Origin of the sequence: Edwardsiella anguillarum ET080813 (genome assembly GCF_000264765.2) — a bacterium.
Taxonomy (GTDB): Bacteria; Pseudomonadota; Gammaproteobacteria; order Enterobacterales; family Enterobacteriaceae; genus Edwardsiella; species Edwardsiella anguillarum.
On sequence record NZ_CP006664.1, the window covers coordinates 59,951 to 84,826 of the forward strand.

Genomic DNA, 24,876 nt, shown 5'->3' on the forward strand with positions numbered 1-24,876 from the left:
TCTGCTACTATCCTAATCCGTCAATGATACAATGAAAGCGTCAATCTGTTGTGGCGGCAACCATTCTGTATCAGTCTGTTTCCCTCACAAGCGCCGCCACGCCCGCACGGCAGAGTCAAAGCGGCTTACGGAAACGTCTGCTGTCAATCCGGTATCCTCCCCGTTTTTCAGCCCGTTACCGACGCTGTCACATTACTGCACGCTATTTCAGATTGATTTACAATTGTATGATTTTATTTGTGGTAACATCGCAGCGCGTCCGTTTTTCGGCGGTCTTGTGCTATATTTGGCAGGTAATTACGCTGGCTATCTGGCTATCTGGCTATCTGGCTATCTGGCTATCTGGCTGACGCAGCGTCTGTTGCGCTCTCTGGGTCAGGGGCATCCGATCCGATTTTTCCCCAGGAGCCTGTCCGCAGTTAATTAAGGTAAAGTAATGGAAGTCATTAAAGAGATCCTGCATGCACTGTGGGCACAAGATTTCGCCGTGCTGAGCGATCCGCATATCGTCTGGGTCATTTATGCCATTCTGTTCACCACGCTGGTGCTGGAAAATGGTCTGTTGCCCGCCGCCTTCCTGCCCGGCGACAGCCTGCTGCTGCTCTCTGGGGCCCTGATCGCCCGCTCCGTACTGCCCTTTTTCCCCACCCTGTGCCTGCTGGTCGTGGCCTCCAGCCTGGGCTGCTGGCTCAGCTACCTGCAGGGACGCTGGCTGGGCGATACCCGCCTGGTTCAGGGCTGGCTGCTGCGGCTACCGCCCCAGTACCACCAGCGCGCCTATAATCTGTTTCACCGCCACGGCCTGATGGCGCTGCTGATCGGGCGCTTTTTGGCCTTTGTCCGCACCATTCTGCCGGTGCTGGCCGGGCTGTCCGGGCTGCATAACGCCCGCTTTCAGCTCTTCAACTGGATCAGCGCCCTGCTGTGGGTCGGCGTGGTCATGGGGCTGGGGCTGGCCATCAGCAACATCCCCTTCGTTAAACAGCACCAGGATCAGGTGATGTCCATCCTGCTCATCCTGCCTGTGGTTCTGCTGGTCAGCGGACTGCTGGGTACCCTGATGCTGCTGCTGCGTCGACGCCGCCAGCCGCACGGCTGATCTCCCGCGGACGGCGGGCGCCGCTGCGCCGTCCGGCGCAGGGCGGCGCTGCAAATCAGACTATTTACCTGTTCGCCCTTTTTCCCGCGCCTATACTGCTCTCACCGTCATCCCCTGTTCCGCCAGCGCATGGACTATACTCAAAACGTGTCGGAACGCAGTAAGGAGCCCAATATGAATCGTACCCTGAAACGCGTCGCTACGGTCGCCCTCGCGCTGACGCTTGCCGCCTCTCTCAGCGCCTGTTCCAACATGTCTAAACGCGATCGCAATACCGCCATCGGCGCCGGTGCCGGTGCCCTGGGCGGCGCAATCCTGACCGACGGCAGCGCGCTCGGCACCGTGGGCGGCGCCGCCATCGGCGGTCTTATCGGCCATCAGGTTGGCAAGTAACTCCCCCGTTCGCCGATAAAAAAGCCGGCTTGCGCCGGCTTTTCTTGTCAGGATCGGAGCACGTTCACCCCCCGGAGAGCTTGACCCGCATCCCTTTCGCCTCCAGCAGCTGCTTAATCAAATCGCGCTTATCCCCCTGGATCTCGATGACGCCGTCGCGCGCGCTGCCGCCGCAGCCGCAGCGCTTCTTCAGCTCGGCCGCCAGCGCCAGCGTCGCCGCATCGTCCAGATCCAGACCGGTGATCACGCATACCCCTTTGCCTTTCCGTCCGCTGGTCTGACGCTGAATACGCACCGTGCCATCGCCCTTTGGACGCGGCGCCGGCGCCGCCGTTTCATGGATGCGCCCCGCGTCGGTGGTATACACCAGGCGACTGTTACTCTCTTGCATTTTTACCCGCTCCCGTCTCGATTTAGGCCAGCGTCGCCAGAATGGCACGCAGCGCCTCGGCCGGCTGCGCCGCCTGGGTGATCGGACGCCCGATCACCATATAGTCGACCCCGGCGGCGACGGCCTGCTGCGGCGTCATAATCCGACGCTGATCGCCAGCCTCACTGCCCGCGGGCCGGATCCCCGGCGTCACCAGCTTAAATTCGGATCCACAGGCGGCTTTGATGCGTACCGCCTCCTGGGCCGAACAGACCACGCCATCCAGCCCGCACTGCTGCGTCAGGCGCGCCAGGCGCTCGGCGTAGTCAGCCGGCGCCAAGTCGATCCCGATCGCCTGCAGATCAGCCTGCTCCATGCTGGTCAACACCGTCACGGCGATCAGCAGCGGCGCCTCCTTGCCGTAGGGCAGCAGCGCCTCCCGGGCCGCACTCATCATGCGTGCGCTGCCGCTGGCGTGCACGTTGACCATCCACACCCCCAGATCCGCCGCCGCCGCCACGGCGCGAGCGACGGTATTGGGGATATCGTGAAACTTAAGATCCAGAAAAACATCGAATCCGCGCTGCTGCAGGGTACGTACCCACTCGGGACCGAACAGAGTGAACATTTCCTTGCCGACCTTCAGGCGACAGTCGCGCGGATCGAGCGCATCCACCAGCGCAAGGGCGGCGTTGCGATCGGCATAATCGAGGGCGACAACGATCGGAGAGTGGCTATGGGCGCGCATCGGAATAGATAGTGACATGGTGGGTTCCTGAATCTGGCGTTAGCGGAGAAATACCTTTTTCAGGAGCGGCATTGTACACAGCACGCCCCGTTCTGCCTAGGGCGTACGTGCGGCGCGCAGTAAAATCGTGTCTATTGGCCGTCCAGGCCGCGGATCGGTTTGATGGTCGCCCAAGCCCGACAGGAGGGGCAGTGCCAGTACAGGCTGTGCGGCGTAAACCCGCACTTGAGACAGCGATAGCGCGGTTTGGTACGGATCTGCTCGCCAACCATATCACGCAGCAGCTGCAGGCTTTCGCGGGCGCGCCCGTCCTCCGCCTCGGCCAGATGGTAGTCGATCAGACGGTGGAATACGCGCATCGTCGGGTGGCGCTGCAGCTGACGGCTGACATACACCTGCGCCGCCTCCAGCCCCTCCTGCGCCTCGATAACCTGTCCCAGCATCAGCTCTGCGCTAGCACCGGCGTCCTCATCGACGCAGCGGCGCAAAAAGTCATGCCAAGGCTCAGGCTGCTCCAGCGCCTGGTAGCACGTCTCCATCAGCGGCAGCACTTCGCTGACAAATGCCTTATCCTGCTCCAGCACCTGGGAAAAGGCGGCAACCGCCTTGGCCGGTTCGCCCAGCGCCTGAAACACCCGTCCGCGCATTATCGAGACGCGGGCACAGCCCTTGTCCGCCGCCGCGGCTTTCTTCAGCAGGCTCTGTGCCCTATCGAGATCGTCGCTGCCCATCGCCTGTAACGCCAGCTCACAGTAGAAGTGTGCGATTTCGCTACGCTGCTGATCTTTACCCAGCCGCACCAGCTTTTCGGCCGCGTCGATGGCCTTATGCCAGTCGCTGGTCGCCTGATGGATCAACAGCAGCTGCTGCAGGGCGGACACCCTGAAGTCCGCCTCATCCACCAGCTGGCTGAACATCTCCTCAGCCCGGTCATACAGCCCCGCCGCCATGTAGTCGCGCCCCAGCTGCTGTACGGCCAGCAGGCGCTGCTCAAAGGAGAGCGAGGCGCTTTCCATCAGAGATTGGTGAATGCGGATGGCGCGATCGACCTCGCCGCGGGAACGGAACAGGTTGCCGAGCGTCAGGTGGGCCTCAACGGTGTTGCTATCCTCCTTGAGCATGTCCAAAAACAGCTCAACCGCTTTATCCTGCTGGTTAGACAGCAGGAAGTTTACCCCGGTCACATACTCGCGCGACAGGCGGTTAGCCTCCTGCTGTTTATCCTGCTGTGCGCTCCTGCGCCCCATATACCAGCCGTAGGCAGCCGCTACCGGGAGAAGCAGAAACAGCAGCTCAAGCATAGCGGTTATTCCTTCGCAGCCGAGGCCATGGCGCCGCTGCCCTGCGGCGCCGCCGGCGCCAGCTGCTGCTCCAGGCGGCGAATTTTACGCTGCGCCCGCGCCAGTCCCAGGCGTACGCGCAGATAGAACAGGCCGCAGATCACCCAGCCAAGGATAAAACCGGCGGCAAACAGCGTCGCCAGCAGCGTCGACAGGCGATACTCGCCCTTAGCCAACAGATAGTTGAAGGCCACTACCTGATCATTTTGCGCCCCAAGGGTGACAGACAGTACAAAAATGGCCAGGACGATCAGAAAAATCAGCAAATATTTCACATTTCTTCCTGTTGTTCAGGTTAAGCAAATGAATAATGCTTAAAAAATCGAAACCACCCCTAAATTAACATTTACTCATAGGGCATGGAAACCCCGCCCGCCAGAAAGGCACGGGATTCTTATATCCGCGCTGTGCTGCGGTACAGTTGCGCAGCGGTAAGCGGCGTCATTTTACCCAATCCGCCTCCCCGTCCAGCCCCCGGCGGCGAATATACCAGCCGAACGGTAGTGCCCATAGCCAGCCCAGCAGCGCGGCGGCCAGCAGATCGCGCGGCCAATGCATCCCCAGCGCAAAGCGGCTGTACATCACCGCCGCCGCCCATGCCAACAGCGGCACCATCACAGCGTAGCGTCGCCGAGGCAGCACCATCGCGGCCAGCGTTACCCAGGTTGCGACAAACAGCCCATGGCCAGAGGGAAAGGCAAACCCCGTCTCCCGCGCCCAGTGGTCGCCCAACCAGCCCGGCTGCGACGCGACGTGGCGCCGCACCCACTCGCGCCGCTCCGCCGCGCTGCGGGCGTAAAAATCAGCGGGCGCCACGCCCGCCGCCGCCGTCAGATGAAGGACATAGGGGCGCGGCGCCTGGATGGCGCACTTGATCCCCGCATTGATGCTCTGCGCGCTGCCGACGCACAGCATCAGCAACAGAAACAGGCGCAGCGCGGCCCGCCCGCGCAGCGCCAACAGGCGAACCATCACCCCACCCAACAGCGCGGCGCTGAGTATTCCCCACGGCTGGCTGACGCTCTGTGTGACGGCAAACCAGTATGGGCCGTCGCCCCCCGGCGGGCCCGGGGACCAGCGCCCGCCTCCCATCAACAGCGCCAGGGGAAGCAGCAGCAGCACCAGCAGCGCGGGCGCGCTCTTTTTGACCACCATCATCATTCGTTCGCTCCTGAGCCGCTAACCTTTTCCTGCAGATCTCTATATCCAATAATACTTCTGCCATTTATGCAGTATTTTTATTCCGTTTTTTTCAACCTAGGTGGCAATAAATGTGCTTTCCAAGCCGGGATCGCCGTCCGTTTTGTGGCAAAATAGCGTCAGGCTTTTAGGACAAAGTTAGGAAGGCGTCACGTACTCCGATAGCATCACTGTGTCATCAGCATCCACAGTGAGCGCCGCAAAAGGTGACGCTGTCACGATGACAAAAATGATACGGTTGTGGAGACAAACATGCAGCTTAAACGAGTGGCAGAGGCAAAGCTGCCGACGCCATGGGGCGATTTTTTAATGGTCGGCTTTGAAGAGATTGCCACCGGTCACGATCATCTGGCTCTGGTTTATGGAGACATCAGCGGCGAGAAACCGGTGCTGGCGCGTGTTCACTCCGAGTGCCTGACGGGCGATGCGCTGTTCAGCCTGCGCTGTGACTGTGGCTTTCAGCTCGAGGCCGCGCTGGAGCATATCGCCGAAGAGGGGCGCGGCATTCTGCTGTACCACCGCCAAGAGGGGCGTAACATTGGCCTGCTGAATAAAATTCGCGCCTATGCCCTGCAGGATCAGGGCGCCGATACCGTCGAGGCCAATCATCAGCTGGGTTTTGCCGCCGACGAGCGCGACTTTACCCTGTGTGCTGACATGTTCAAACTGCTGGGCGTCAGCCAGGTCCGGCTGCTGACCAACAACCCGAACAAAGTCGATATTCTTACCCAGGCGGGGATCAATATCGTCGAGCGCGTCCCGCTGATCGTCGGCCGCAACCCGCAGAACGAACGCTACCTGGCGACCAAGGCCGCCAAAATGGGCCACCTGCTGAACGGCTGAGCGCGTTCGGGCGGTTCTGCCGCTCCCCTCAGTACATTCACGCTCCGGCTTCGCGCCCGCCTCTCCCGCGGGCGCCTCCTTTTAGAAGCGATAGCGCAGGGTTGCCTGCACGCTGTAGTCCAGGTTGTAATCCCCCAGGCTGCTGCGCTCCACCTCCAGTCCCAGCTGCAGTGCGTCGCCTATCCGGCTCTCGGCCCCCAGGCTATAGCGCAGCCGGCCGTCGCGCTCGCCGCGGATCGTCCTCTCGCCGCTGGCGTCACGCAGCCGCGTATCCCCCGCCGGCCTCAGCGCGCTCTGGTAATCCAGCCCCGCGCGCAGCGTGGTCTGCCACTCCCCGATATCGACGCGTTTGCCCAGCGCAACGCCCGCCGTCGCCAGCAGCGGCGTAAAGCGCGGCTGAGCCAGTGACACCGCCATCCCCTGATCCTGCCAGTCGAAGCGGGTGGATGAGTACGTACCGTACACCAGCTCCAGGTGCGGCTCGACAAAGGCGCTCTCGCCCAGCTCGTAGCGGTAGCCCACGTCAGCGCGCGCGTACCAGGCGTGGTTGCTCGCCTTGCGCTCCCCCAGCCCCGCTAGGTTGACCTGGTACTCGGTGCTGTGGTGGACATATTTACCGTTCAGATCGACAAATAGTCCGGAGGGGAACAGCGCGGTGGCATACAGCCCGGCCCCCAGCGCTCGACTCCTACTGCTAAAGGCGTCGCCGCTGGCCCGGCCGTCGGTAAAGGTGAAGGTGACGCCGGCAAGCAGGTCACTCTCATCCCCCAGTCCATAGCGGCGATCGGCCCCCAGCTGCAGGTGCAGATAGCGGTCGCGGTAGTTTTCCGCCGCGCTGCCCGCCCCGTGCAGAACCCTAGCCCAGGCGCCGGTGCCCGCCGGACCGTTGCGCAGATCCAGCTGGCGTTTATCCAGATACTGCACCTCGGCCATAAAGCTGCGGTAGTTCAGAGAGAGCAGGCTGGCGGCGTCCTCTTCACGCTCGCTATCCGGCGTCACATCAAAACCGCTCAGCACCCACTCCAGCTGACTGTCCGCCTCCCGGGTGATCAGCGCCGGCATCACCTCGCTGAAGCCCATATGCTGCCGGTGGGCGGTAAAGGTCTCCCGGTCGCTGCCCACCGGGGCGCTGATCAGGCTCACATCCAGCTGCCCCTCCGGCAGCGTCGGCTCCAGATAGTTCACCAGCACGGTATTGTTACCGCCGCTCAGGCGCTCGTTGATCACCAGCCGATCGCTGATCCCAGCGTCGGCGCGCAGCACCAGCGCAGCGCCGTCGGCGTGCAGACGGTCTACGCTCAGGGTCATAAAGGCGCCGTCGGTCGCGGTGATCAGGGACTCCTCGACCCGCAGCGAGCCGAGCGTGGAGGTGCCGCTCATGCGCCACAGGGTATCGCGCATCTCAACCCGGGCCTCCGGCGCCGCAATGCGGCCGCGGTAGTCCGCCAGCCCGGCGGCGGGCGGCGTGGCGGCAATGGCGATCTCCGGCGCCGGCGAGGTGCCAAAGCGCAGCAGGCCCGCGCCGTCGACAGTCAGATCGCCCCGCAGCGCCGCCCCCGACAGCACCGCCAACCAGGCGTCATCGCCCTGCAGGGAGAGATCGCCCCGGTGCTGACTCGCCTGCCCAAAGTAGGCCCCGCTGTCGCTCAGGCTGAGCGTTCCCTGGCTGCGGCCCCCGCTGACCAGGAGCGACTGGCTAAGCGCAACATCGCCTCGCTGCTCGGCGCTGCGCCCCAGCGCCAGCAGACTCGCCTCGGCGCCGATAGCGCTCTGATTACGCCCCGCCAACGCTAGCGTCGCGCCATCACTTAACCCGATATCGCCGCCCCGGTGCAGGCTCCCCTGCGCGAGCAGGGCTGAACTGCCCTCCGCGCGCAGGCGGCCTTCGATCTCACCCTGCGAGGTCAGCTGCGCGCCACCGCTCAGCTGGAGATCCCCCCGCTGGACCGCACCGCTTTCCAGCGTGAGCGCGCTGGCATCGGCGCTCAGGTTCCCCCGGGTCTGCCCCCGGGAGATCAGCGTCGCGCCGTCCGTCAGGGTCACATCGCCCTGCAGCTGGCTGCCCTGCTCCAGCAGGGCGGCACCGGCAGCCGCGCTCAGGTTGCCCACGATCCCACCCTGCGAGGTCAGCTGCGCGCCGCCGCTCAGCTGGAGATCCCCCTGCTGGACCGCACCGCTCTCCAGCGTGAGCGCGCTGGCATCGGCGCTCAGGTTCCCCCGGGTCTGCCCCCGGGAGATCAGCGTCGCGCCGTCCGTCAGGGTCACATCGCCCTGCAGCTGGCTGCCCTGCTCCAGCAGGGCGGCACCGGCAGCCGCGCTCAGGTTGCCCACGATCCCACCCAACGAGGTCAGCTGCGCGACGCCGCTCAGCTGGAGATCCCCCAGCTGCTCCGCGCCGGACACCAACCACAGCAGACTATCCCTCGCTGCGATATCGCCGGTATGCTCACTGTCCGCCATCAGCGCCACGAGGCTATTGGCCGCCGTAACAGCACCGTTAAGCAAGCCGCCAGCAACCAGTATCGAACGATTCTCCAGGAGGATATTGCCCTGATGCTCACTGCGTGCCACAACCTCTGCGGACAGCTGCCCCTCGCTAACATCGGTATCGGCCGAGGTCACTCCCTCACCGTCCCGGCTATCTACAAAGACGCGATTACTGTTCAAGATAACGCGGCTGGCATCGGCTTGAATATCACCCAGCAACACCGCATTACGCGCCAGACTAAAGTCCGCCTGTGTCAGCGTCAGCGTATTGAGTGCAAAGCTGCGCGCCTCCCAATCGGGCTGGTCAGCAGAGACCGGCGGCCGTCCGGTGGAGAAATCGCGCGCATGGGTCACCGGATGCCCCTGAAACTGCAAACTGCCGCCGCGTTGGCTAAAGTCGCCGGTTATTGCCACGCGGCCATCGAACACCGTCGTCCCGATCATCCCAGGCTCTGCAAGATTGACAATATCCAGATTGTCGCTGAACTGGCCGTGTATGATTTGGCTGCGCCGCTGTTCATTCAGCATCAACGTCTGCCGCGCACTCGCCTCGTCATGTCCCAAGTATGTCCAGGGGCCGTTGCTGGTCTGGTTGGTGGGAAAATAGCCATAGTTGCCGCTGGTATTCAGTAAAAAGTAATCCACCGTATTGGTATGCCGATTCTCATACCGATACAGATCGCCCGGCGTCCCGACCCGGGCATCGGTCCAGCCCCGTAACGGATAGGCCACTGCCGACAGGTAATTCAGCGGCTGGTAGTTCAGGCTCAGCTGTGCACGGGCATCGGCAGAATTGGTCACCTTAGCGCCATAGTCGGCCATACGCAGCGTATGAAAGGCCATATCATGGCCATTGAGATCCAGCACCCCGCCGCGAAAGCCCCAGGTCACGGTGTCCGGATCAAGCTGACCGTCCGCCATTAATTTTACCGTCGGGCGTCCGCTGGCGATATTCAGAGAGCTAAAGGCACGCACATTGCCTGCCGCATCGGGACGCTGATCCAGCAGGGTCAGGCCATCGCCCACCTTCAGTCCGCCTTCGTTGATCCCCACGCCACGAACATAGAGGGTTCCACTCCCCAGGCGGTGCAGGTTATCGCCCGCCACGCCGTTGACCTGCCAATCGAGGGTAGCCTCCGAATTCACGATGATGCCACCGCCAACCCAGGTCTGATTATTCTGCGGCGTAACGCGGTAGCTGTCCTCAAAGGTCAGCACCCCGGCCCCCTGGTTAATCGTATTCTGCAGCAGGATCTCGCCGCCCGCACCTGAGCCATCAGTCTGAAAGAGAAGGTTTTTACCGGCATTCAGGTCATTCCCCGCCTGCCCATGCATGGTAAACTGAACGGTGCTCCGCGGCTGGGACAGGGAGCCACTGTTCGAGCGGCTATCGTAGGTCCACTGCAGCGCGCCCTGACCCGCTGTGAAGGTGACCGCCGGATCGCTGTCCTTCGCCATCTCCGCATGGATAAAATCGGTCGGCAGCACCACCCACCAGTTGGTGCGGCCGGAGTCGCCGTTGTAGCTCCGCAGCACCGCCACCAGCACCCAGCGCCCCTCCTGGGCATCATAGGTATACAGCGGCGAACCGCTGTCTCCCGGTGCACCGTAGCTGGCCAGCGGCCCATTGATCGGATCAAAGGTATCGCCTGGGTTGGCGACAATGGTGTGATCTGAAATCCCCGGCACCCCGATGGTGCCCCCGGTCAAATAGCCGTAGGCACCCTGCAGGTGCCGTAATCTCCCATCTCGCGTCTTCGTGTACTGATTACCACTGCCTACGCGGTAAAAGATCGGGAAACGGGCGGTGTTTTTATAGGTATCCCGAGCGATGCCCGCCGTCGTCATCGGGATGGGCACCACCTCGGTAACGATTTTATTTAATCGGGGAAGATGGAAATCCTGCACGCCATACTCATTGCGATCTACCAGACGATAGTTATTGCTGCTATCGCCGAAGGAGACCGAAGAGTAGCCGCCGTTATGGGCGACGCCGGCAATGTACTGCGGTGCCACCAGCGCTGCGATGCCAGAGGAGGCGGAGGCCGAGCTGAAATCGGGAAACGGCGCCTTATCAAGGACGCCAACCAGCTCGCCCGCTTTATTATAAATTTCTATGTTTTCAGCGCCGGGCTGAAATACGCCCTTATTTTCCGCGAAGTCGCGAAACACCGAATAAGGGATCTCGTCGCTGACCACGCTGGCAATGCCCGGCGACGCACTCAGCAAGGCGCCAAAAAACAGCAGTGGCGATATCCCCGGATTGATTTTTTGGCGCCCTGTTTTTTTCGCACCGCGACAGTGTTCGGCCACCGCGATATAACCACCAGAAATATTACTGTATTTTAATGAAAAAATTTTGTTCATATCAAATCCTTATGATGAACACAGCGTCGCCATTGATAACAAAACGATTCAGAGATAATGAAATAAGCGCGGAGAATTTAATGTTAACACCCACAGGGTATTCACCAAGACGATCTGCCACCTACCGGGTTCCTTGTCGGACCCGACGGTCCTCTCCAAAGTGCCACGTGCTATCTCCGGCGCACTCCCTTGAAAAATCCTCTTTGCTTTATTTATCCATACAACAGAATGAATAGGGAGCGCACCCTCACGCCCAGTTCGATACTCCGCCTAGCGACCATGGTGTGAAAATAGGGGGGCGCCTACGTTAACGCTGTCGTACTGTCGGCCCGGGCCGATATATACTCCATATATAATAAATAAAACCTAATGTATTTCTTTTAATAAATATTCAATTCGCAGCCCCATGGCAAAAAAGCGACTATTCTGGCTCAGTCCCGCGCGATAGGAAGGCGAAAAGGATAAATCCAGTCAAAGAATAACATTAGAATAATTTTTTGATATTAAAATCAGAGTCAATGCCACACGAATTCAATATTAAATTGTGTTCGACTTAATTGATTAACTGAATTTATTTACCAATCCGCTGCAGGTGTGAAAGAGAAGATCGCGTAGCAAAAACGGGAGGGAGTCTATCACGGTGGGACGGGCAAAAAAAAGCCCCCGTCACAGCGGGGGCGAACGAACGTAATCACCCTGTCAAAGGCGCATCACGTACTTGCATCAATGGCTACGAATATAGTCGTCCATTTCGGTCTTCAGGTTATCGGACTTGGTACCGAAGATGGCCTGAACCCCAGAGCCCGCCACCACCACACCGGCAGCCCCCAACTTCTTCAGCCCGGCCTGATCCACCTTAGCGACGTCGGCGACGCTGACGCGCAAACGGGTAATACAGGCGTCCAGGTTTGTAATGTTCTCTTTACCGCCAAATGCCTGTACCAGCGACGCAGCCATGTCGTTGCCGCTCTGCGCGCTCTGCTCGCTGCTGCTCTCCTCACGGCCCGGCGTCTTCAAGTTCAGCTTGACGATCAGCACGCGGAAGATCACGTAGTACAGCAGCGCGTAGCACAGGCCGACGATCGGGAACAGCCACAGCTTGCTGCCGTTGCCGCTCAGAACGATAAAGTCGATCAGGCCATGTGAGAAGCTGGTTCCGTCGCGCATCCCCAGCAGGATACAGATCGGGAACGCCAGACCGGCCAGAATCGCATGGATCACATACAGGATCGGCGCCACGAACATAAAGGCAAACTCGATCGGCTCGGTGATCCCGGTCAGGAATGAGGTCAGCGCCGCGGAGATCATGATACCGGCCACCTTAGCGCGGTTTTCCGGCTTCGCCGAATGCCAGATGGCGATCGCCGCCGCCGGCAGGCCGTACATTTTGAACAGGAAGCCGCCGGAGAGTTTACCCGCCGTCGGATCGCCGGCCATATAGCGCGGAATATCGCCGTGGAATACCTGACCCGCCGCATTCACATACTCACCGATCTGCATCTGGAACGGTACGTTCCAGATATGGTGCAGGCCAAACGGCACCAGCGCGCGCTCGACCAGACCATAGATACCGAAGGCGACCACCGGGTTCTGATAGGCGGCCCACTGGGAAAAGTGCTGAATCGCGGTGCCAATCGGCGGCCAAATGAAGGAGAGCGCCACGCCCAGGGCGATGGCGGCCAGGCCGGAGATGATCGGCACAAAGCGTTTACCGGCAAAAAAGCCCAGATACTCCGGCAGCTTGATGCGATAAAAGCGATTAAACATATAGGCAGCGATAGCGCCGGCGATGATCCCGCCGAGCACCCCGGTATCCGCCAGATGCTTCGCGGCAATCTCTTCCGCCGGTAAATGCAGCACTAACGGCGCCACCACGGCCATGGTTTTCACCATGATGCCATAGGCGACCACGGCGGCCAGGGCTGATACCCCGTCATTATTGGTAAACCCCAGCGCCACGCCGATAGCGAAGATCAGCGGCATATTGGCAAATACCGAACCACCTGCCTCCGCCATTACATGGGAAACCACCGCGGGCAGCCAGCTAAAGTTTGCCGAGCCGACGCCGAGAAGGATACCGGCAATAGGTAAGACGGATACCGGCAGCATCAGTGACTTACCGACCTTTTGCAGGTTGGCAAATGCGTTTTTAAACATAGTTGAGTGTGCTCCTGAGTAAAAATGCTCTTTTCATCCGCGCCGGAAACAGCGCGCCGCCGCAGGGAAGAGAGCCCCGGACGTCGGGTGTCTATGCACCCTCGTATTTTTTACGCAGAGTAAAATAAATAGGCTGTATTGTGTTTGATGGCTGTCACGTTTCACACATTACAGCGATCTATTTAACATTTGCAGAAAAAAAAAGCGCCTTTATAGGCGGTTTTGCTGAATTATTATCCCCTTGGAGGCGCGGCGCGCAGCATAAAAAATGCCCAACAGCGGGCATTTTTACACAGCATAAAATATATTAATCCGCCTCAGGCAGGGTCACACCAAACAAACGACTAAAATTCGCGCTGGTCTGTGCGGCCAGCTGTCGTGGTTCGACGCCCTTCAGCACAGCCAGGTACTCAGCGACATCGCGCACATAGGCCGGCTGGTTCTCCTTTCCGCGGTGCGGCACCGGCGCCAGATAAGGCGAGTCGGTCTCCACCAGCAGGCGATCCAGCGGCACATAGCGGGCCACCTCACGCAGGGCGTCCGCGGTGCGGAACGTCACGATGCCGGAGAAGGAGATGTAAAACCCGAGATCCAGCAGCGCCGCCGCCGTCGCGCGATCTTCGGTGAAGCAGTGCAGCACACCGCCACACGCCTCCGCCCCCTCCTCGCGCAGAATAGCCAGCGTGTCGTCCCGCGCATCGCGGGTATGCACGATCACCGGTTTGCCCAGCGCGCGGCCGATGCGGATATGCTGGCGAAACGAATCCTGCTGCAGGGCGATATTATCCTGCTGATAGTAGTAGTCGAGTCCGGTCTCCCCCAGCGCCACTACGCCCGGCTGCGCCGCCAGGCTGCGCAGCGCCTCGTAGTCATAGCCACCGTCCAAATTCAGCGGATGAACTCCGCAGGAGAATGCCACATCGCGTCGCTCGCCGATCCGCTCACGCATGCTGCGGTAGCCCGGTAGCGTCGTCGCGACCGCTAGCACAAAACCTACGCCGCACGCACGGGCATCGGCCAGCACGCTGTCGACGCCGTCGCGCAGCGTCTCATAGTTCAAGCCATCAAGATGGCAATGCGAATCCACTAGATACATAAGAAACCTACAGTCTGTCTATGACCGGCTCACGGGTGGGCCGGTGCGGGTGCGTCCCATGCGCAAAGCTGGCGCATAAGCATCAATTCACGGTTTACGCCCGGCGTCGCCAGCAGCTGGTGGCGGCAAGCGATCCACGCCTGCAGCAGGCGCCGCAGATCGGCCTCGCCGAGGCCGACCGCCAGCCGCTGGATTAACGGGAGGCGGTCGCAGTTCGCCACGCTGGCCGCGGCACCGTGGCACAGCTTCAAGGCATCCAGCAGCAGGGCGCACAGCCAACCCAGCCGCTCGGTGCCGTCCTCATGGTTCAAGGCGCCTAGCAGCGTCAGCCACTGGCGGCTCTCCAGCGCCTGCTCCAGCGCCAGACACAGCGACTCGCGCTGGGCCCAGCGCGGCGGCTGCAGCAGCGCCAGCGCCGCCACCGGCGCCCCCGCGCTCAGGCGCAGGGCGCTGCGCTGGGCCTGCGCATCCCCCTGCATCTGCTGTGCCAGCCAGCGCAGGCTGGCGTCCTCGGCCGGCGGAGCGAGATAGAGATAAAAACAGCGGCTGCGTAACGTCGGCAGCAGCTGCGCCGGCTCGCGGGTTCCCAGCAGGAAATAGGTCTGCGCGGGTGGCTCTTCCAGCGTCTTCAGCAGGGCGTTGGCCGCGGCTTCGCTGAGCTGCTCGCAGCGGGCGATCCACACCAGCTTGGCGCCCCCCTGCTGGGCATGGCTCTGCAGCTGCTCAATGACCTGACGCACCGGTTCAATGCCCAGCGTCGACTTGCCCTTCTCCGGCTGCAGCACGTGCCAGTCGGGATGGGTGCCCGCCATCATCAGGCGGCAGGCATGGCATTCGCCACAGCTCTTCTCCCCCTGCGGGCGCTGACAGAGCAGCCAGCGGGCCAGAGCGTACACCAGCGACGCCTCGCCCATGCCGTCGATGGCATGCAGCAGCAGCGCATGGTGACCGCGCCCCTCCTGATGCTGCACCAGCAGCTGGCGATACGGCCCGTTGAGCCAGGGATACCAGTTCACGCCTGCGCCTCCTGAGACGCCAGCCAGGCCCGCAGCGCACGACGGATCGCCGCACTGACCTGCGCCAGCGGCTGCGCGGCATCCAGGGTCACGATCGACTCATCCGCGGCGGCCAGCGCCAGATAACGGGCACGGGTGCGCTCAAAGAAGGCCAGAGACTCCCGCTCAATGCGATCCAGCTCACCGCGGCTGCGCGCCCGCGCCAGCCCCTGCTGCGGCGGGATATCCAAATACAGCGTCAAATCGGGTTTAAAGTCGCCCAGTACCGTATCGCGCAGGGTCTGCATCAGGTGGGTATCGATGCCGCGCCCCCCGCCCTGATAGGCTTGGGACGACAGATCGTGGCGATCGCCCACCACCCAGGCGCCGCGCGCCAGCGCCGGTTTGATCACATTTTCAACCAGCTGAACCCGGGCGGCATACAGCATCAGCACCTCGGCGCGGTCGGTCAGCGTTTCGCCATCGACTCCCTCTTTCACCAGGGTACGCAGATGCTCGGCCAGCGGCGTTCCGCCCGGCTCACGGGTGAAGACCACCTCCTGAATGCCGTGGCGGCGCAGCTCATTTACCACCACGTCGCGCGCCGTCGTCTTGCCGGCGCCCTCCAGCCCCTCGATCACGATGAACTTACTTTTCATTCTTATCCCTTAATACCTGCAGATAGGCGCGCACCGCCTGATTGTGGCTTTGCAGATTAGTGCTAAATACATGCCCCCCCTGCCCATCCGCCACGAAGTAGAGATAGGGCGTCTTGGCCGGGTGCGCCGCGGCGACCAACGAGGCCTTGCTCGGCATGGCGATGGGCGTCGGCGGCAGACCGGCGATGACATAGGTGTTATAAGGGGTCGGCTGCTGAAGATCGCGCCGCGTCAAGTTGCCATTATAGGCATTTCCCAGGCCATAGATCACCGTCGGATCGGTTTGCAGGCGCATCCCGATGCGCAGACGATTGATGAATACCGAGGCCACCTTGGGGCGCTCCTCGCTCAGCCCGGTCTCTTTCTCTACGATCGAGGCCATGGTGACCATCTGCTGTGGACTCTTATAGGGCAGCGCAACGTCACGCTGCGCCCACTGCTGCGCCACCTCTTGCTCCATCCGGGCATGTGCGCGCTTCAGCAGCATCAGATCCGTGGTGCCGGCGGTATAACGATAGGTATCGGGATAGAGCCACCCCTCCAGCGACTGCCCCGGCGCGATCCCCAGCCGCTGGGCGATCTGCGCCTCGCTCTCACGCTGTAGGGTATGCTTCAGCTGCGGCGCCCCGGCCAGCACCTTCAACCAGTCGCTGAACCGGGTTCCCTCGATAAAGCGCAGATCAAACTGTGCCTCGCGCCCGCTGCTGAACAGCGCCAGCATGTCGCGCACCGTCATCCCGGGCGTCAGCCGGTAGGTCCCCGCCTTAAACTTGGCCAACGCCGGGTCCAACTGCAGCAACCAGGGAAGGTAGCGTCCGGAGCGGATCAGGCGATCGCGCACCAGCAGCGCCTGTAGCATCTCCCGTCCGCTGCCGGCGGGCAGCTTAAACAGGGTCGGCTGACTCAAGGGCAAAGGGGTGCGGGCGAAGCGCTCCACCTGGTGATACCCCATCACGCCTAAACCGCCCAGCAACAGCAGCGCCAACGCCGCAATCAAGGCTATCCGTTTTCTCTTCATTCAACCGCCGTTACACCGCTATGCCTCAACCCGCAGGCAGTGCGGCAATAAAAATTGATACAGCGTGCGATCGCTAAACACCTGCGTCGCTGCCCGGCGCACCGGCAGCAGCGGCATCAGCGCATTGCACACCACGACTTCATCGGCCGCCAGCAGCGCCGGCAGGCCGGCCTCGACCTCGGACAGGCGATACTCGCTGTGCGCCAGCACCCGGCAGATGCGCTGGCGCATCAGCCCATCCACGCCGCAGCGGGTCAGGCGCGGGGTAAACACCCGCTGGCCGCTGCGCCAGAACAAATTGGCCGCACAGCATTCCACCAGGTTATCCCGGGTGTCAAGCACCAGCGCCTCATCCGCCTGCGTCTGCGCCAGGCTGGCCCGGATCAGCACCTGCTCTAATCGATTCAGGTGCTTGATCCCCGCCAGCAGCGGCTGGTGTGCCAGCCTGACCGGGCTCACGACCAGGCTTATCCCACGCTCGCGCAGCGCCGAATAGTGCGCAGGGAACGGCGCCGTGCTAAAGATCCGCCGCGGAGCATAGCTCCCGGCGGGATCATAGCCTCGTCCACCGCAGCCGCGGGTGACGATCGCCTTCAGGACCCCCTCATCGCGAGTCGCCGCATACTGCTCGGCCTCGGCCTGCCAGCGCGACCAGTCCACGCCGTGGATCATCAGGCGTTCGCAGGCGTGCTGCATCCGGGCCAGGTGCGCCCGTAGCCCGTCGATCCGGCCGTTGGCGATGCGGGCCGTGCTGAAACAGCCGTCGCCATACTGCAGCCCGCGATCGCACAGGTCGATCTGCTGGCGCGCCTCTCCGTCAAGCCAATACATTCGCATCTCCCTTCATCCCAGCGCATCGCCCTATTCTAACCGCCGGGACAAAAAAAATGGCCCCCGAAGGAGCCATTTCCCAGCGATACGCCATTACACCTTGCGGAAAATAATGGAGCCATTGGTACCGCCGAAGCCAAAGGAGTTGCACAGCGCATACTCCAGACCGCTGACCTGACGGGCTTCGTGCGGCACGAAGTCCAGATCGCAACCCTCATCCGGGTTGTCCAGGTTAATGGTCGGCGGGATCACCTGATCGCGCAGCGCCAGAATGGTAAAGATGGACTCTACCGCGCCGGCGGCGCCCAGCAGGTGGCCGGTCATCGACTTGGTCGAGCTGACCATCACACGGGCCGCATCGGCGCCGTAGACATTCTTGACCGCCTGGGTCTCCGCCTTATCGCCGGCCGCCGTAGAGGTGCCGTGGGCGTTGATATAGCCGACCTGCCCCGGGGTAAGCCCCGCATCGCGCAGCGCATTTTCCATCGCCAACGCGGCACCGGCGCCATCGGCCGGCGGTGACGTCATATGGTAGGCGTCGCTGCTCATGCCAAAGCCAACCAGCTCGGCATAGATCTTGGCACCGCGCGCCTTGGCGTGTTCATACTCTTCCAGCACCAGAATACCGGCGCCGTCGCCCAGCACGAAGCCGTCGCGATCTTTGTCCCACGGACGGCTCGCCGCCTGCGGGTTATCATTGCGGGTCGAGAGCGCGCGTGCGGCGCCAAATCCGCCGACGCCCAGCTGCGTACTCGCCTTCTCTGCGCCGCCGGCCAGCATGGCATCGGCGTCGCCATACGCGATCATTCGCGCCGCGTGGCCAATGTTATGCACGCCAGAGGTGCAGGCCGTCGCAATGGAGATGCTCGGTCCACGCAGCCCCAGCATGATGGACAGATGCCCAGCCACCATGTTGACGATGGTTGACGGAACGAAAAACGGGCTGATCTTGCGCGGGCCACCGTGCATCAGCGCACCGTGGTTTTCTTCGATCAGGCCGAGGCCGCCGATCCCGGAGCCGATAGCGGCGCCAATACGCGGGGCATTTTCTTCCGTAATTTCCAGTCCAGAGTCCTGAAAGGCCTGAATCCCGGCCATGATCCCGTACTGAATGAAGAGATCCATCTTACGCGCGTCTTTGCGCGAAATATGCTCTTCGCAATTAAAATCCTTTACTAAGCCCGCAAAACGCGTTGCATAGGCGCTAGTATCGAAATGGTCGATCAGGCTGATGCCACTCTGACCGGCAAGAATCGCATTCCATGTGGAATCTACGGTATTGCCGACAGGAGACAACATGCCCAGTCCGGTCACAACAACTCGACGCTTAGACACGTTTGTCCTCCAGGGAGGGAAGTGATACTTGATGAATGCAGGAAAAACGTAGGCGGTCGAATGACCGCCTAGATGAGTTCACTTACTTGTTTGCAGCTTCGATGTAGTCGATAGCGGCCTGAACAGTGGTGATCTTCTCTGCTTCTTCGTCCGGAATCTCAGTATCAAACTCTTCTTCCAGAGCCATAACCAGTTCAACGGTGTCAAGAGAATCAGCACCCAGATCGTCAACGAAAGAAGCTGAATTCACAACTTCGTCTTCTTTAACACCCAGCTGTTCAACAATGATTTTCTTAACGCGTTCTTCGATAGTGCTCATACTCTTAAATTTCCTATCAAAACTCGCTTGCGCGATGGTTTTCGTAGTGTATTGAAAGTTGAAAAAGATGCAACCAAATCCCGGCTGGTCAAACCACGATTTTGCTCTATTTTGCGGTGTTTTGCTCAATAAAGGCAAATAGTTTTCGTGATTTTTAGATCATGTACATGCCGCCGTTGACATGTAGCGTCTCGCCGGTGATGTAGGCCGCCTCATCAGAGGCCAAAAAGGCAGCGGCATAGGCGATCTCTTTGGCATCCCCCAGACGGCCGGCCGGCACCGCGGCCAGAATACCGCTGCGCTGCTCATCGGAGAGCGCTCGCGTCATATCGGTCTCGATAAACCCAGGCGCCACCACGTTAACGGTGATGCCGCGGGAGGCGACTTCACGCGCCAGCGACTTGCTGAAGCCGATCAGGCCCGCTTTGGCCGCGGCATAGTTCGCCTGCCCCGCGTTCCCCATGGTGCCCACCACGGAGCCGATAGTAATAATACGCCCACAGCGCTTCTTCATCATAGCGCGCATGACGGCTTTTGACAGGCGGAACACCGACGTCAGGTTGGTGTCCAGGATATCCTGCCACTCATCATCTTTCATCCGCATCAGCAGATTATCGCGGGTGATCCCGGCGTTATTGACCAGAATGTCGATCTCGCCAAACTCAGCGCGCACGCGCTCCAGCATGCTGTCGATAGAGGCAGAGTCGGTCACATTCAGCGCCATTCCCATACCGTTATCGCCCAGATAAGCGCTAATCGCCTCTGCGCCCTTGTCGCTGGTGGCCGTACCGATGACGCGAGCGCCGCGGGCGACCAGTGTCTCGGCGATGGCGCGGCCAATGCCACGGCTCGCGCCGGTTACCAGTGCAATTTTACCTTCTAAGCTCATGTTTTCCTCGTCTTACTGTTCGAGAGCGGCGGTCAGGGATGCGCAGTCATTCACCGCCGCGGCGGTCATGGTATCGACGATACGCTTGGTCAGGCCGGTCAGCACTTTGCCCGGGCCCATCTCCAGCAGATGATCAACGCCTTCGGCGGCCATCAGCTGCACGGTCTCCGTCCAGCGAACCGGGCTGTAGAGCTGGCGCACCAGCGCATCGCGGATCGCATCAGCGTCGGTCGCCGCCGTCACATCGACGTTATTGATCACCGGGCAGGACGGCGCATGGAAGGCGATCGCCTTCAGCGCCTCGGCCAGCTGGTCAGCCGCCGGCTTCATCAGCGCACAGTGCGACGGCACGCTGACCGGCAGCGGCAGCGCACGCTTGGCACCGGCGGCCTTACAGGCAGCCCCGGCGCGCTCAACGGCCTCTTTTTCACCGGCGATTACGACCTGCCCCGGCGAGTTAAAGTTGACCGGCGCGACCACCTGCCCCTGCGCCGCCTCGGCGCAGGCGGCGGCGATGGCGTCGTTGTCCAGACCGATGATGGCGTACATCGCACCGGTACCTGCCGGCACCGCCTGCTGCATCAGCTTACCGCGCAGTTCGACCAGGCGTACCGCCTGCGTAAAGTCGAGTACGCCGGCGCAGACCAGCGCAGAGTATTCACCCAGGCTGTGTCCCGCCATCATCGCCGGCTGTTTGCCATGGTTCTGCTGCCAGACGCGGTAAATCGCGACGGAGGCCGTCAGCAGCGCCGGCTGGGTCTGCCAGGTCTTGTTCAGCTCTTCGGCCGGCCCTTGTTGCACCAGGCTCCACAAATCATAACCCAGCGCCTCGGAGGCCTCGGCGAAGGTCTGCTCGACCACCGGATACTGTGCGGCTAAATCGGCCAGCATACCCACGGTCTGTGACCCCTGCCCGGGGAATACCATTGCAAATGTAGACATGAGTGTTTTCCTGAACAAAAAAAATCAAAAACGAACCAGCGCGGAGCCCCAGGTGAAACCGCCACCGAAGGCCTCCAGCAAAATCAGCTGGCCACGCTGGATACGGCCGTCGCGTACCGCCTCGTCCAGCGCCGCCGGCACCGAGGCCGCGGAAGTATTACCGTGGCGATCCAGCGTCACCACCACGCTGTCCAGGCTCATGCCCAGCTTCTTCGCGGTCGCGCTGATGATGCGCAGGTTGGCCTGATGCGGCACCAGCCAGTCCAGATCGTCGCGGGACAGCTGGTTAGCCTGCAGCGTCTCATCCACGATATGCGCCAGCTCGGTCACAGCCACTTTAAATACCTCGTTCCCTGCCATGGTCAGGTACGCCTGATCCTCGGTATGACGCGGGCGGTTAGGCAGCGTCAGCAGCTCGCCGTAGCGGCCATCGGCATGAATATGGGTCGACAGGATGCCCGGCTGCTCGGCGGCGCCCAGCACCACGGCGCCGGCGCCATCGCCAAACAGGATCACCGTGCCGCGATCCCGCTGATCCACGGTGCGTGCCAGTACATCCGAACCGATCACCAGCGCGTAGCGTACCGCGCCGCCCTTAATGTACTGATCGGCGATACTCAGCGCGTAGGTGAACCCGGCACAGGCTGCACCGACGTCGAAGGCCGGAGAGCCGTTACGGATCTCCAGCATGTTCTGGACTTCGCAGGCCGCGCTGGGAAACGCGTTATTGGCCGAGGTGGTCGCCACGATGATCAGGCCGATGTCATCCTTGTCGATCTGTGCCATTTCCAGAGCGTGTTTGGCAGCTTCAAATGCCATGCTGGCGACGGACTCGTCCGCCGCGGCAATGCGCCGCTCACGGATGCCGGTACGGCTGACGATCCACTCGTCAGAGGTCTCCACCATTTTCTCTAAATCAGCATTGGTGCGTACTTGTACGGGCAGGTAGCTCCCCGTACCGAGAATTCTTGTATGCATGTACGATTAGTCACTCTTGGGTAATACAGCCTTAAGGCGCAGCGCGATCCGCTCGGGGATCTGCCGTTGCACCGCCTGCACAGCCTGTTGTATGGCGACGGCGAACGCCCGTTGGTTTGCCGCCCCATGGCTCTTGATTACGGTGCCACGTAATCCTAACAGACAAGCGCCATTATACTGGTCGGGGTTCAAATGCCCGAAACGCTTTGCCACTCTTTTTTGTATCCAGCGACCCAGCCAGCGCAGCCACCAGGCGCTGCGCGGTTTATCGCCCGCCGGCTTCAGTAGGGAGAGGAACATGCGCACCACTCCCTCCATGGTTTTCAGCGTAACATTACCCACGAAGCCGTCACAGACCAATACATCGGTTTTTCCGCTCAGCAAGTCATTGCCTTCCAGATAACCAATATAGTCGATGGCCGGCGTCGTCTTCAGCACAGCGGCGGCTTCGCGGATATTGTCCAGTCCTTTACACTCTTCTTCCCCGATATTCAGTAACGCGACGCGCGGCGCCGGGATACCGACAATCTCTTCTGCCAGCACGGCACCCATCACGGCGAACTGTACCAGCATGGCACTGCTGCAAGCCACGTTGGCCCCGAGATCCAGCACCACGGTCTTACTCTTGCGCTGATTGGGCAGCACCGTCACCAGCGCCGGACGGTCGATGCCCTCCAGCGGTTTTAGCAACAGCGTCGCCAGCCCCATCAGTGCGCCGGTGTTTCCCGCACTGACCACCGCCTGGGCTTCGCCGCGCTTCACCAGCTCCAGCGCAATGCGCATTGAGCTGCCGCGACTGTTGCGGATGGCGTGTGACGGCTTGGCGTCGTTAGGGATCACGGTTTCGGCTGCCACCACCCGTAGCCGGGAGCGCAGTGAAGCGTCTGCGGCGGAAAGGTAAGGCGCGATGGCGTCGGGCTGGCCGACCAACAAAAGGGACAGTGACGAAATTGAAGTCAGTGCCTGCAGCGCGGCAGGCACTGTGATGCAGGGACCAAAGTCCCCGCTCATCGCATCTAACGCAAGGGTTAGACGAGTCAAGGTATCGCCTTGTTAATACAGAGCTGTATTACTTAGCGATGACCTTGCGACCGCGGTAGAAACCGTCCGCAGTGACGTGGTGACGCAGGTGAGTTTCACCGGAAACCTTGTCAACAGAGACGGTTGCAGTGGTCAGCGCATCGTGGGAACGACGCATACCACGGCAAGAGCGGGTTTTTTTGTTCTGCTGTACGGCCATGGACCTTACTCCTTGATTACTTTCGCTTTAAACTGGCTAGTGCGGCAAATGGATTCGGTTTTTCCGCCTCGGGAGGCAGCTTACCGAACACCATGTCCGCGTCGGACACTTCACAGTGTTCAGATTCATGCACCGGAACCACCGGCAAGGCGAGGATGATTTCATCTTCGACCATCGCCAGCAGATCGACTTCGCCGTATTCATTGACGTCGATCGGCTCGTAAATTTCCGGCAATGCTTCAGCCTGCTCGTCATTGGCGACCGGACTGAAACAATACGTTACGTGGAGGTGATGCTGGAATGGCTGATTACAGCGCTGGCACTGCAACGTTACGCTAACGTCGGCATGCCCGCGGATCACAGCCAACCGCTGATTGTCGATTGAAAAGGACATTTCAGCGGAGACATCGCTGTCCACGCTGACCACAGATTCAGCTAAGCGCGTTAACTGCTCGGAAGCATAGACACCAACATAGTCTAAACGCTTCTGCGCAGCGCGTACCGGATCAAGGGTCAAGGGTAATTTTACCTTTTGCATAGGGCGCGCATATTAACTTTGTAAAGCCATAGAGTCAAAGGAAAAGGCCACTCTCGCACCCCTTTCCCCCAATATTCGCTTCCTGAGCGGCGGACAGTTTAGAATGATGCCATCATTAACGCCATGCTTTCGGGAAAAAATATGTTACCCCTGCTGCTCGCCTCGACCTCGCCCTACCGCCGCGCACTGCTGGAGAAGCTGGCGCTGCCTTTTATCTGCGCAGCGCCACACACGGACGAAACGCCGCTGCCCAATGAAAGCGCCCAGGCGCTGGTCTGTCGCCTGGCAGAGGCCAAGGCGCGCGCGCTGGTCGCCGACTATCCGGCGCACCTGATCATCGGCAGCGATCAGGTCTGCGTACTCAACGGACAGATCACCGGGAAACCCCTGAGCCATGAGCGCGCCTGCGCCCAGTTGCGCGCCGCCAGCGGACAACGCATCACGTTTTATAGCGGCCTGAGCGTGCTCAACAGCGCCAGCGGCGCCTGCCATACTCTGTGTGAACCGTTTCATGTTCACTTTCGGCAACTGAGCGATGCCGAGATCGACGCCTATGTGACGCTGGAGCAGCCACTCCACTGCGCCGGCAGCTTTATGTGCGAAGGCGCCGGCATTCTGCTGTTCGAGCGTTTGGAGGGGCGGGACCCCAATGCCCTGATCGGACTGCCGCTGATCGCGCTGAATACGTTGCTGCTGCGCCACGGCGTGAATCCGCTGCTGGTCGCCAGATAGTCGAGCCACGACGGGAGAGCGCCTGCTGCGAATCCGCTAAGGCGCCCTTGCCCTCATACATCCATCAGCCGTGACCGCCTCGCCCCCTTGATTACCGCCTTTATTCTCTCCCTCCCGGATGCGTGGAATAATACATACGTGCCATATTCACCCATGCTAATACATTCTTAATAAATATATTTCCCAATATTTCATTCGCGCGAAAGACAATAAAAGACACATATTAAAATCGGTATGTTTTTCGGAGTAACGTTTACAGCGCAGAGTAAATAGTCCTTGTCCAAATGCGCGGAAAACGCA

Annotated in this window: 24 protein-coding genes; 4 read left to right on the top strand and 20 right to left on the bottom strand. The window is 61.0% G+C overall.

Annotation, left to right across the window (positions count from 1 at the left end; genetic code table 11):
• Window positions 1–436 precede the first annotated feature (436 nt).
• Together ETEE_RS00315 and osmB are read left to right on the top strand one after the other, a co-directional pair.
• The gene (locus ETEE_RS00315) at window positions 437–1,099 is read left to right on the top strand and encodes a DedA family protein (protein WP_034165498.1); all 663 of its coding nucleotides are present in this window, start codon (window positions 437–439) and stop codon (window positions 1,097–1,099) included.
• Window positions 1,100–1,273: 174 nt separating this feature from the next.
• A complete protein-coding gene (gene osmB, locus ETEE_RS00320) occupies window positions 1,274–1,492 on the top strand; it encodes an osmotically-inducible lipoprotein OsmB (RefSeq protein ID WP_034165499.1) in 219 nt (72 codons plus the stop codon).
• 64 nt (window positions 1,493–1,556) lie between these two features.
• Here the strand turns inward: osmB and yciH are convergent, their stop codons facing one another.
• From yciH to ETEE_RS00345, 5 genes are all read right to left on the bottom strand, one after another.
• The gene (gene yciH / locus ETEE_RS00325) at window positions 1,557–1,883 is read right to left on the bottom strand and encodes a stress response translation initiation inhibitor YciH (protein ID WP_034165500.1); all 327 of its coding nucleotides are present in this window, start codon (window positions 1,881–1,883) and stop codon (window positions 1,557–1,559) included.
• A gap of 22 nt (window positions 1,884–1,905) precedes the next feature.
• On the bottom strand, window positions 1,906–2,628 hold the full coding sequence (gene pyrF / locus ETEE_RS00330; RefSeq protein WP_034165501.1) for an orotidine-5'-phosphate decarboxylase: 723 nt from the start codon (window positions 2,626–2,628) through the stop codon (window positions 1,906–1,908).
• Between the two features lie 113 nt (window positions 2,629–2,741).
• On the bottom strand, window positions 2,742–3,911 hold the full coding sequence (gene lapB, locus ETEE_RS00335; RefSeq protein WP_034165503.1) for a lipopolysaccharide assembly protein LapB: 1,170 nt from the start codon (window positions 3,909–3,911) through the stop codon (window positions 2,742–2,744).
• Window positions 3,912–3,916: 5 nt separating this feature from the next.
• Complete coding sequence (locus ETEE_RS00340; protein WP_034165504.1) at window positions 3,917–4,225, bottom strand: LapA family protein; 309 nt, start codon at window positions 4,223–4,225, stop codon at window positions 3,917–3,919.
• A gap of 166 nt (window positions 4,226–4,391) precedes the next feature.
• On the bottom strand, window positions 4,392–5,111 hold the full coding sequence (locus ETEE_RS00345; RefSeq protein ID WP_034165505.1) for a phosphatase PAP2 family protein: 720 nt from the start codon (window positions 5,109–5,111) through the stop codon (window positions 4,392–4,394).
• 291 nt (window positions 5,112–5,402) lie between these two features.
• On the opposite strand from ETEE_RS00345, the gene ribA reads away from it, so the two are divergent.
• Complete coding sequence (gene ribA / locus ETEE_RS00350) at window positions 5,403–5,993, top strand: GTP cyclohydrolase II (protein WP_034165506.1); 591 nt, start codon at window positions 5,403–5,405, stop codon at window positions 5,991–5,993.
• 81 nt (window positions 5,994–6,074) lie between these two features.
• Here ribA and ETEE_RS20720 read toward each other — a convergent pair whose 3' ends face one another.
• From ETEE_RS20720 to yceD, 15 genes are all read right to left on the bottom strand, one after another.
• A complete protein-coding gene (locus tag ETEE_RS20720; protein ID WP_051905067.1) occupies window positions 6,075–10,847 on the bottom strand; it encodes a S6 family peptidase in 4,773 nt (1,590 codons plus the stop codon).
• 723 nt (window positions 10,848–11,570) lie between these two features.
• Window positions 11,571–13,004, bottom strand: a complete 1,434-nt coding sequence (gene ptsG, locus ETEE_RS00360) for a PTS glucose transporter subunit IIBC (protein WP_034165772.1) — start codon at window positions 13,002–13,004, stop codon at window positions 11,571–11,573.
• A 307-nt stretch (window positions 13,005–13,311) separates the two neighbouring features.
• Window positions 13,312–14,100: a metal-dependent hydrolase gene (locus tag ETEE_RS00365; RefSeq protein ID WP_034165771.1), complete on the bottom strand. Its 789-nt coding sequence runs from the start codon at window positions 14,098–14,100 to the stop codon at window positions 13,312–13,314.
• Between the two features lie 29 nt (window positions 14,101–14,129).
• Window positions 14,130–15,116 (bottom strand): DNA polymerase III subunit delta', encoded by a 987-nt coding sequence (holB, locus tag ETEE_RS00370; protein WP_034165770.1) that lies wholly within the window; start codon window positions 15,114–15,116, stop codon window positions 14,130–14,132.
• Window positions 15,113–15,754, bottom strand: a complete 642-nt coding sequence (gene tmk / locus ETEE_RS00375) for a dTMP kinase (RefSeq protein WP_034165769.1) — start codon at window positions 15,752–15,754, stop codon at window positions 15,113–15,115. The genes holB and tmk overlap by 4 nt, the downstream gene beginning before the upstream one ends.
• Window positions 15,744–16,772 (bottom strand): endolytic transglycosylase MltG, encoded by a 1,029-nt coding sequence (gene mltG, locus ETEE_RS00380; protein WP_034165768.1) that lies wholly within the window; start codon window positions 16,770–16,772, stop codon window positions 15,744–15,746. The genes tmk and mltG overlap by 11 nt, the downstream gene beginning before the upstream one ends.
• A gap of 18 nt (window positions 16,773–16,790) precedes the next feature.
• Window positions 16,791–17,603, bottom strand: a complete 813-nt coding sequence (pabC, locus tag ETEE_RS00385; protein ID WP_034165767.1) for an aminodeoxychorismate lyase — start codon at window positions 17,601–17,603, stop codon at window positions 16,791–16,793.
• A gap of 93 nt (window positions 17,604–17,696) precedes the next feature.
• Window positions 17,697–18,938, bottom strand: a complete 1,242-nt coding sequence (fabF, locus tag ETEE_RS00390; protein ID WP_034165766.1) for a beta-ketoacyl-ACP synthase II — start codon at window positions 18,936–18,938, stop codon at window positions 17,697–17,699.
• Between the two features lie 82 nt (window positions 18,939–19,020).
• Window positions 19,021–19,257 carry an acyl carrier protein gene (gene acpP / locus ETEE_RS00395; protein ID WP_005293837.1) on the bottom strand — a complete coding sequence of 79 codons (237 nt, stop codon included), beginning with the start codon at window positions 19,255–19,257 and terminating at the stop codon, window positions 19,021–19,023.
• Window positions 19,258–19,411: 154 nt separating this feature from the next.
• Window positions 19,412–20,146 carry a 3-oxoacyl-ACP reductase FabG gene (gene fabG / locus ETEE_RS00400; RefSeq protein ID WP_034165765.1) on the bottom strand — a complete coding sequence of 245 codons (735 nt, stop codon included), beginning with the start codon at window positions 20,144–20,146 and terminating at the stop codon, window positions 19,412–19,414.
• Window positions 20,147–20,158: 12 nt separating this feature from the next.
• Window positions 20,159–21,088 carry an ACP S-malonyltransferase gene (gene fabD / locus ETEE_RS00405; RefSeq protein ID WP_034165764.1) on the bottom strand — a complete coding sequence of 310 codons (930 nt, stop codon included), beginning with the start codon at window positions 21,086–21,088 and terminating at the stop codon, window positions 20,159–20,161.
• 24 nt (window positions 21,089–21,112) lie between these two features.
• Window positions 21,113–22,066, bottom strand: coding sequence for a beta-ketoacyl-ACP synthase III (locus ETEE_RS00410; protein ID WP_034165763.1), 954 nt, complete (start codon window positions 22,064–22,066; stop codon window positions 21,113–21,115).
• 6 nt (window positions 22,067–22,072) lie between these two features.
• Window positions 22,073–23,107 (bottom strand): phosphate acyltransferase PlsX, encoded by a 1,035-nt coding sequence (gene plsX / locus ETEE_RS00415; RefSeq protein WP_071844154.1) that lies wholly within the window; start codon window positions 23,105–23,107, stop codon window positions 22,073–22,075.
• A 28-nt stretch (window positions 23,108–23,135) separates the two neighbouring features.
• Window positions 23,136–23,306 carry a 50S ribosomal protein L32 gene (rpmF, locus tag ETEE_RS00420; protein ID WP_005287307.1) on the bottom strand — a complete coding sequence of 57 codons (171 nt, stop codon included), beginning with the start codon at window positions 23,304–23,306 and terminating at the stop codon, window positions 23,136–23,138.
• 16 nt (window positions 23,307–23,322) lie between these two features.
• A complete protein-coding gene (yceD, locus tag ETEE_RS00425; protein ID WP_015461778.1) occupies window positions 23,323–23,844 on the bottom strand; it encodes a 23S rRNA accumulation protein YceD in 522 nt (173 codons plus the stop codon).
• Between the two features lie 141 nt (window positions 23,845–23,985).
• Between yceD and ETEE_RS00430 the strand changes: the two genes are divergently transcribed.
• Entirely contained in the window at window positions 23,986–24,576 is a 591-nt protein-coding gene (locus ETEE_RS00430) for a Maf family protein (protein ID WP_034165761.1), read from the top strand.
• The last annotated feature ends 300 nt before the right edge of the window (window positions 24,577–24,876 follow it).

Excerpts from the sequence above, each read along its gene's own strand:
- ETEE_RS00315 (WP_034165498.1), top strand. The coding sequence starts at position 437 with ATGGAAGTCATTAAAGAGATCCTGCATGCACTGTGGGCACAAGATTTC.
- osmB (WP_034165499.1), top strand. The coding sequence starts at position 1,274 with ATGAATCGTACCCTGAAACGCGTCGCTACGGTCGCCCTCGCGCTGACG.
- yciH (WP_034165500.1), bottom strand. The coding sequence starts at position 1,883 with ATGCAAGAGAGTAACAGTCGCCTGGTGTATACCACCGACGCGGGGCGC.
- pyrF (WP_034165501.1), bottom strand. The coding sequence starts at position 2,628 with ATGTCACTATCTATTCCGATGCGCGCCCATAGCCACTCTCCGATCGTT.
- lapB (WP_034165503.1), bottom strand. The coding sequence starts at position 3,911 with ATGCTTGAGCTGCTGTTTCTGCTTCTCCCGGTAGCGGCTGCCTACGGC.
- ETEE_RS00345 (WP_034165505.1), bottom strand. The coding sequence starts at position 5,111 with ATGATGATGGTGGTCAAAAAGAGCGCGCCCGCGCTGCTGGTGCTGCTG.
- ribA (WP_034165506.1), top strand. The coding sequence starts at position 5,403 with ATGCAGCTTAAACGAGTGGCAGAGGCAAAGCTGCCGACGCCATGGGGC.
- ETEE_RS20720 (WP_051905067.1), bottom strand. The coding sequence starts at position 10,847 with ATGAACAAAATTTTTTCATTAAAATACAGTAATATTTCTGGTGGTTAT.
- ptsG (WP_034165772.1), bottom strand. The coding sequence starts at position 13,004 with ATGTTTAAAAACGCATTTGCCAACCTGCAAAAGGTCGGTAAGTCACTG.
- ETEE_RS00365 (WP_034165771.1), bottom strand. The coding sequence starts at position 14,100 with ATGTATCTAGTGGATTCGCATTGCCATCTTGATGGCTTGAACTATGAG.
- tmk (WP_034165769.1), bottom strand. The coding sequence starts at position 15,754 with ATGAAAAGTAAGTTCATCGTGATCGAGGGGCTGGAGGGCGCCGGCAAG.
- mltG (WP_034165768.1), bottom strand. The coding sequence starts at position 16,772 with ATGAAGAGAAAACGGATAGCCTTGATTGCGGCGTTGGCGCTGCTGTTG.
- pabC (WP_034165767.1), bottom strand. The coding sequence starts at position 17,603 with ATGTATTGGCTTGACGGAGAGGCGCGCCAGCAGATCGACCTGTGCGAT.
- acpP (WP_005293837.1), bottom strand. The coding sequence starts at position 19,257 with ATGAGCACTATCGAAGAACGCGTTAAGAAAATCATTGTTGAACAGCTG.
- fabG (WP_034165765.1), bottom strand. The coding sequence starts at position 20,146 with ATGAGCTTAGAAGGTAAAATTGCACTGGTAACCGGCGCGAGCCGTGGC.
- fabD (WP_034165764.1), bottom strand. The coding sequence starts at position 21,088 with ATGTCTACATTTGCAATGGTATTCCCCGGGCAGGGGTCACAGACCGTG.
- ETEE_RS00410 (WP_034165763.1), bottom strand. The coding sequence starts at position 22,066 with ATGCATACAAGAATTCTCGGTACGGGGAGCTACCTGCCCGTACAAGTA.
- rpmF (WP_005287307.1), bottom strand. The coding sequence starts at position 23,306 with ATGGCCGTACAGCAGAACAAAAAAACCCGCTCTTGCCGTGGTATGCGT.
- yceD (WP_015461778.1), bottom strand. The coding sequence starts at position 23,844 with ATGCAAAAGGTAAAATTACCCTTGACCCTTGATCCGGTACGCGCTGCG.
- ETEE_RS00430 (WP_034165761.1), top strand. The coding sequence starts at position 23,986 with ATGTTACCCCTGCTGCTCGCCTCGACCTCGCCCTACCGCCGCGCACTG.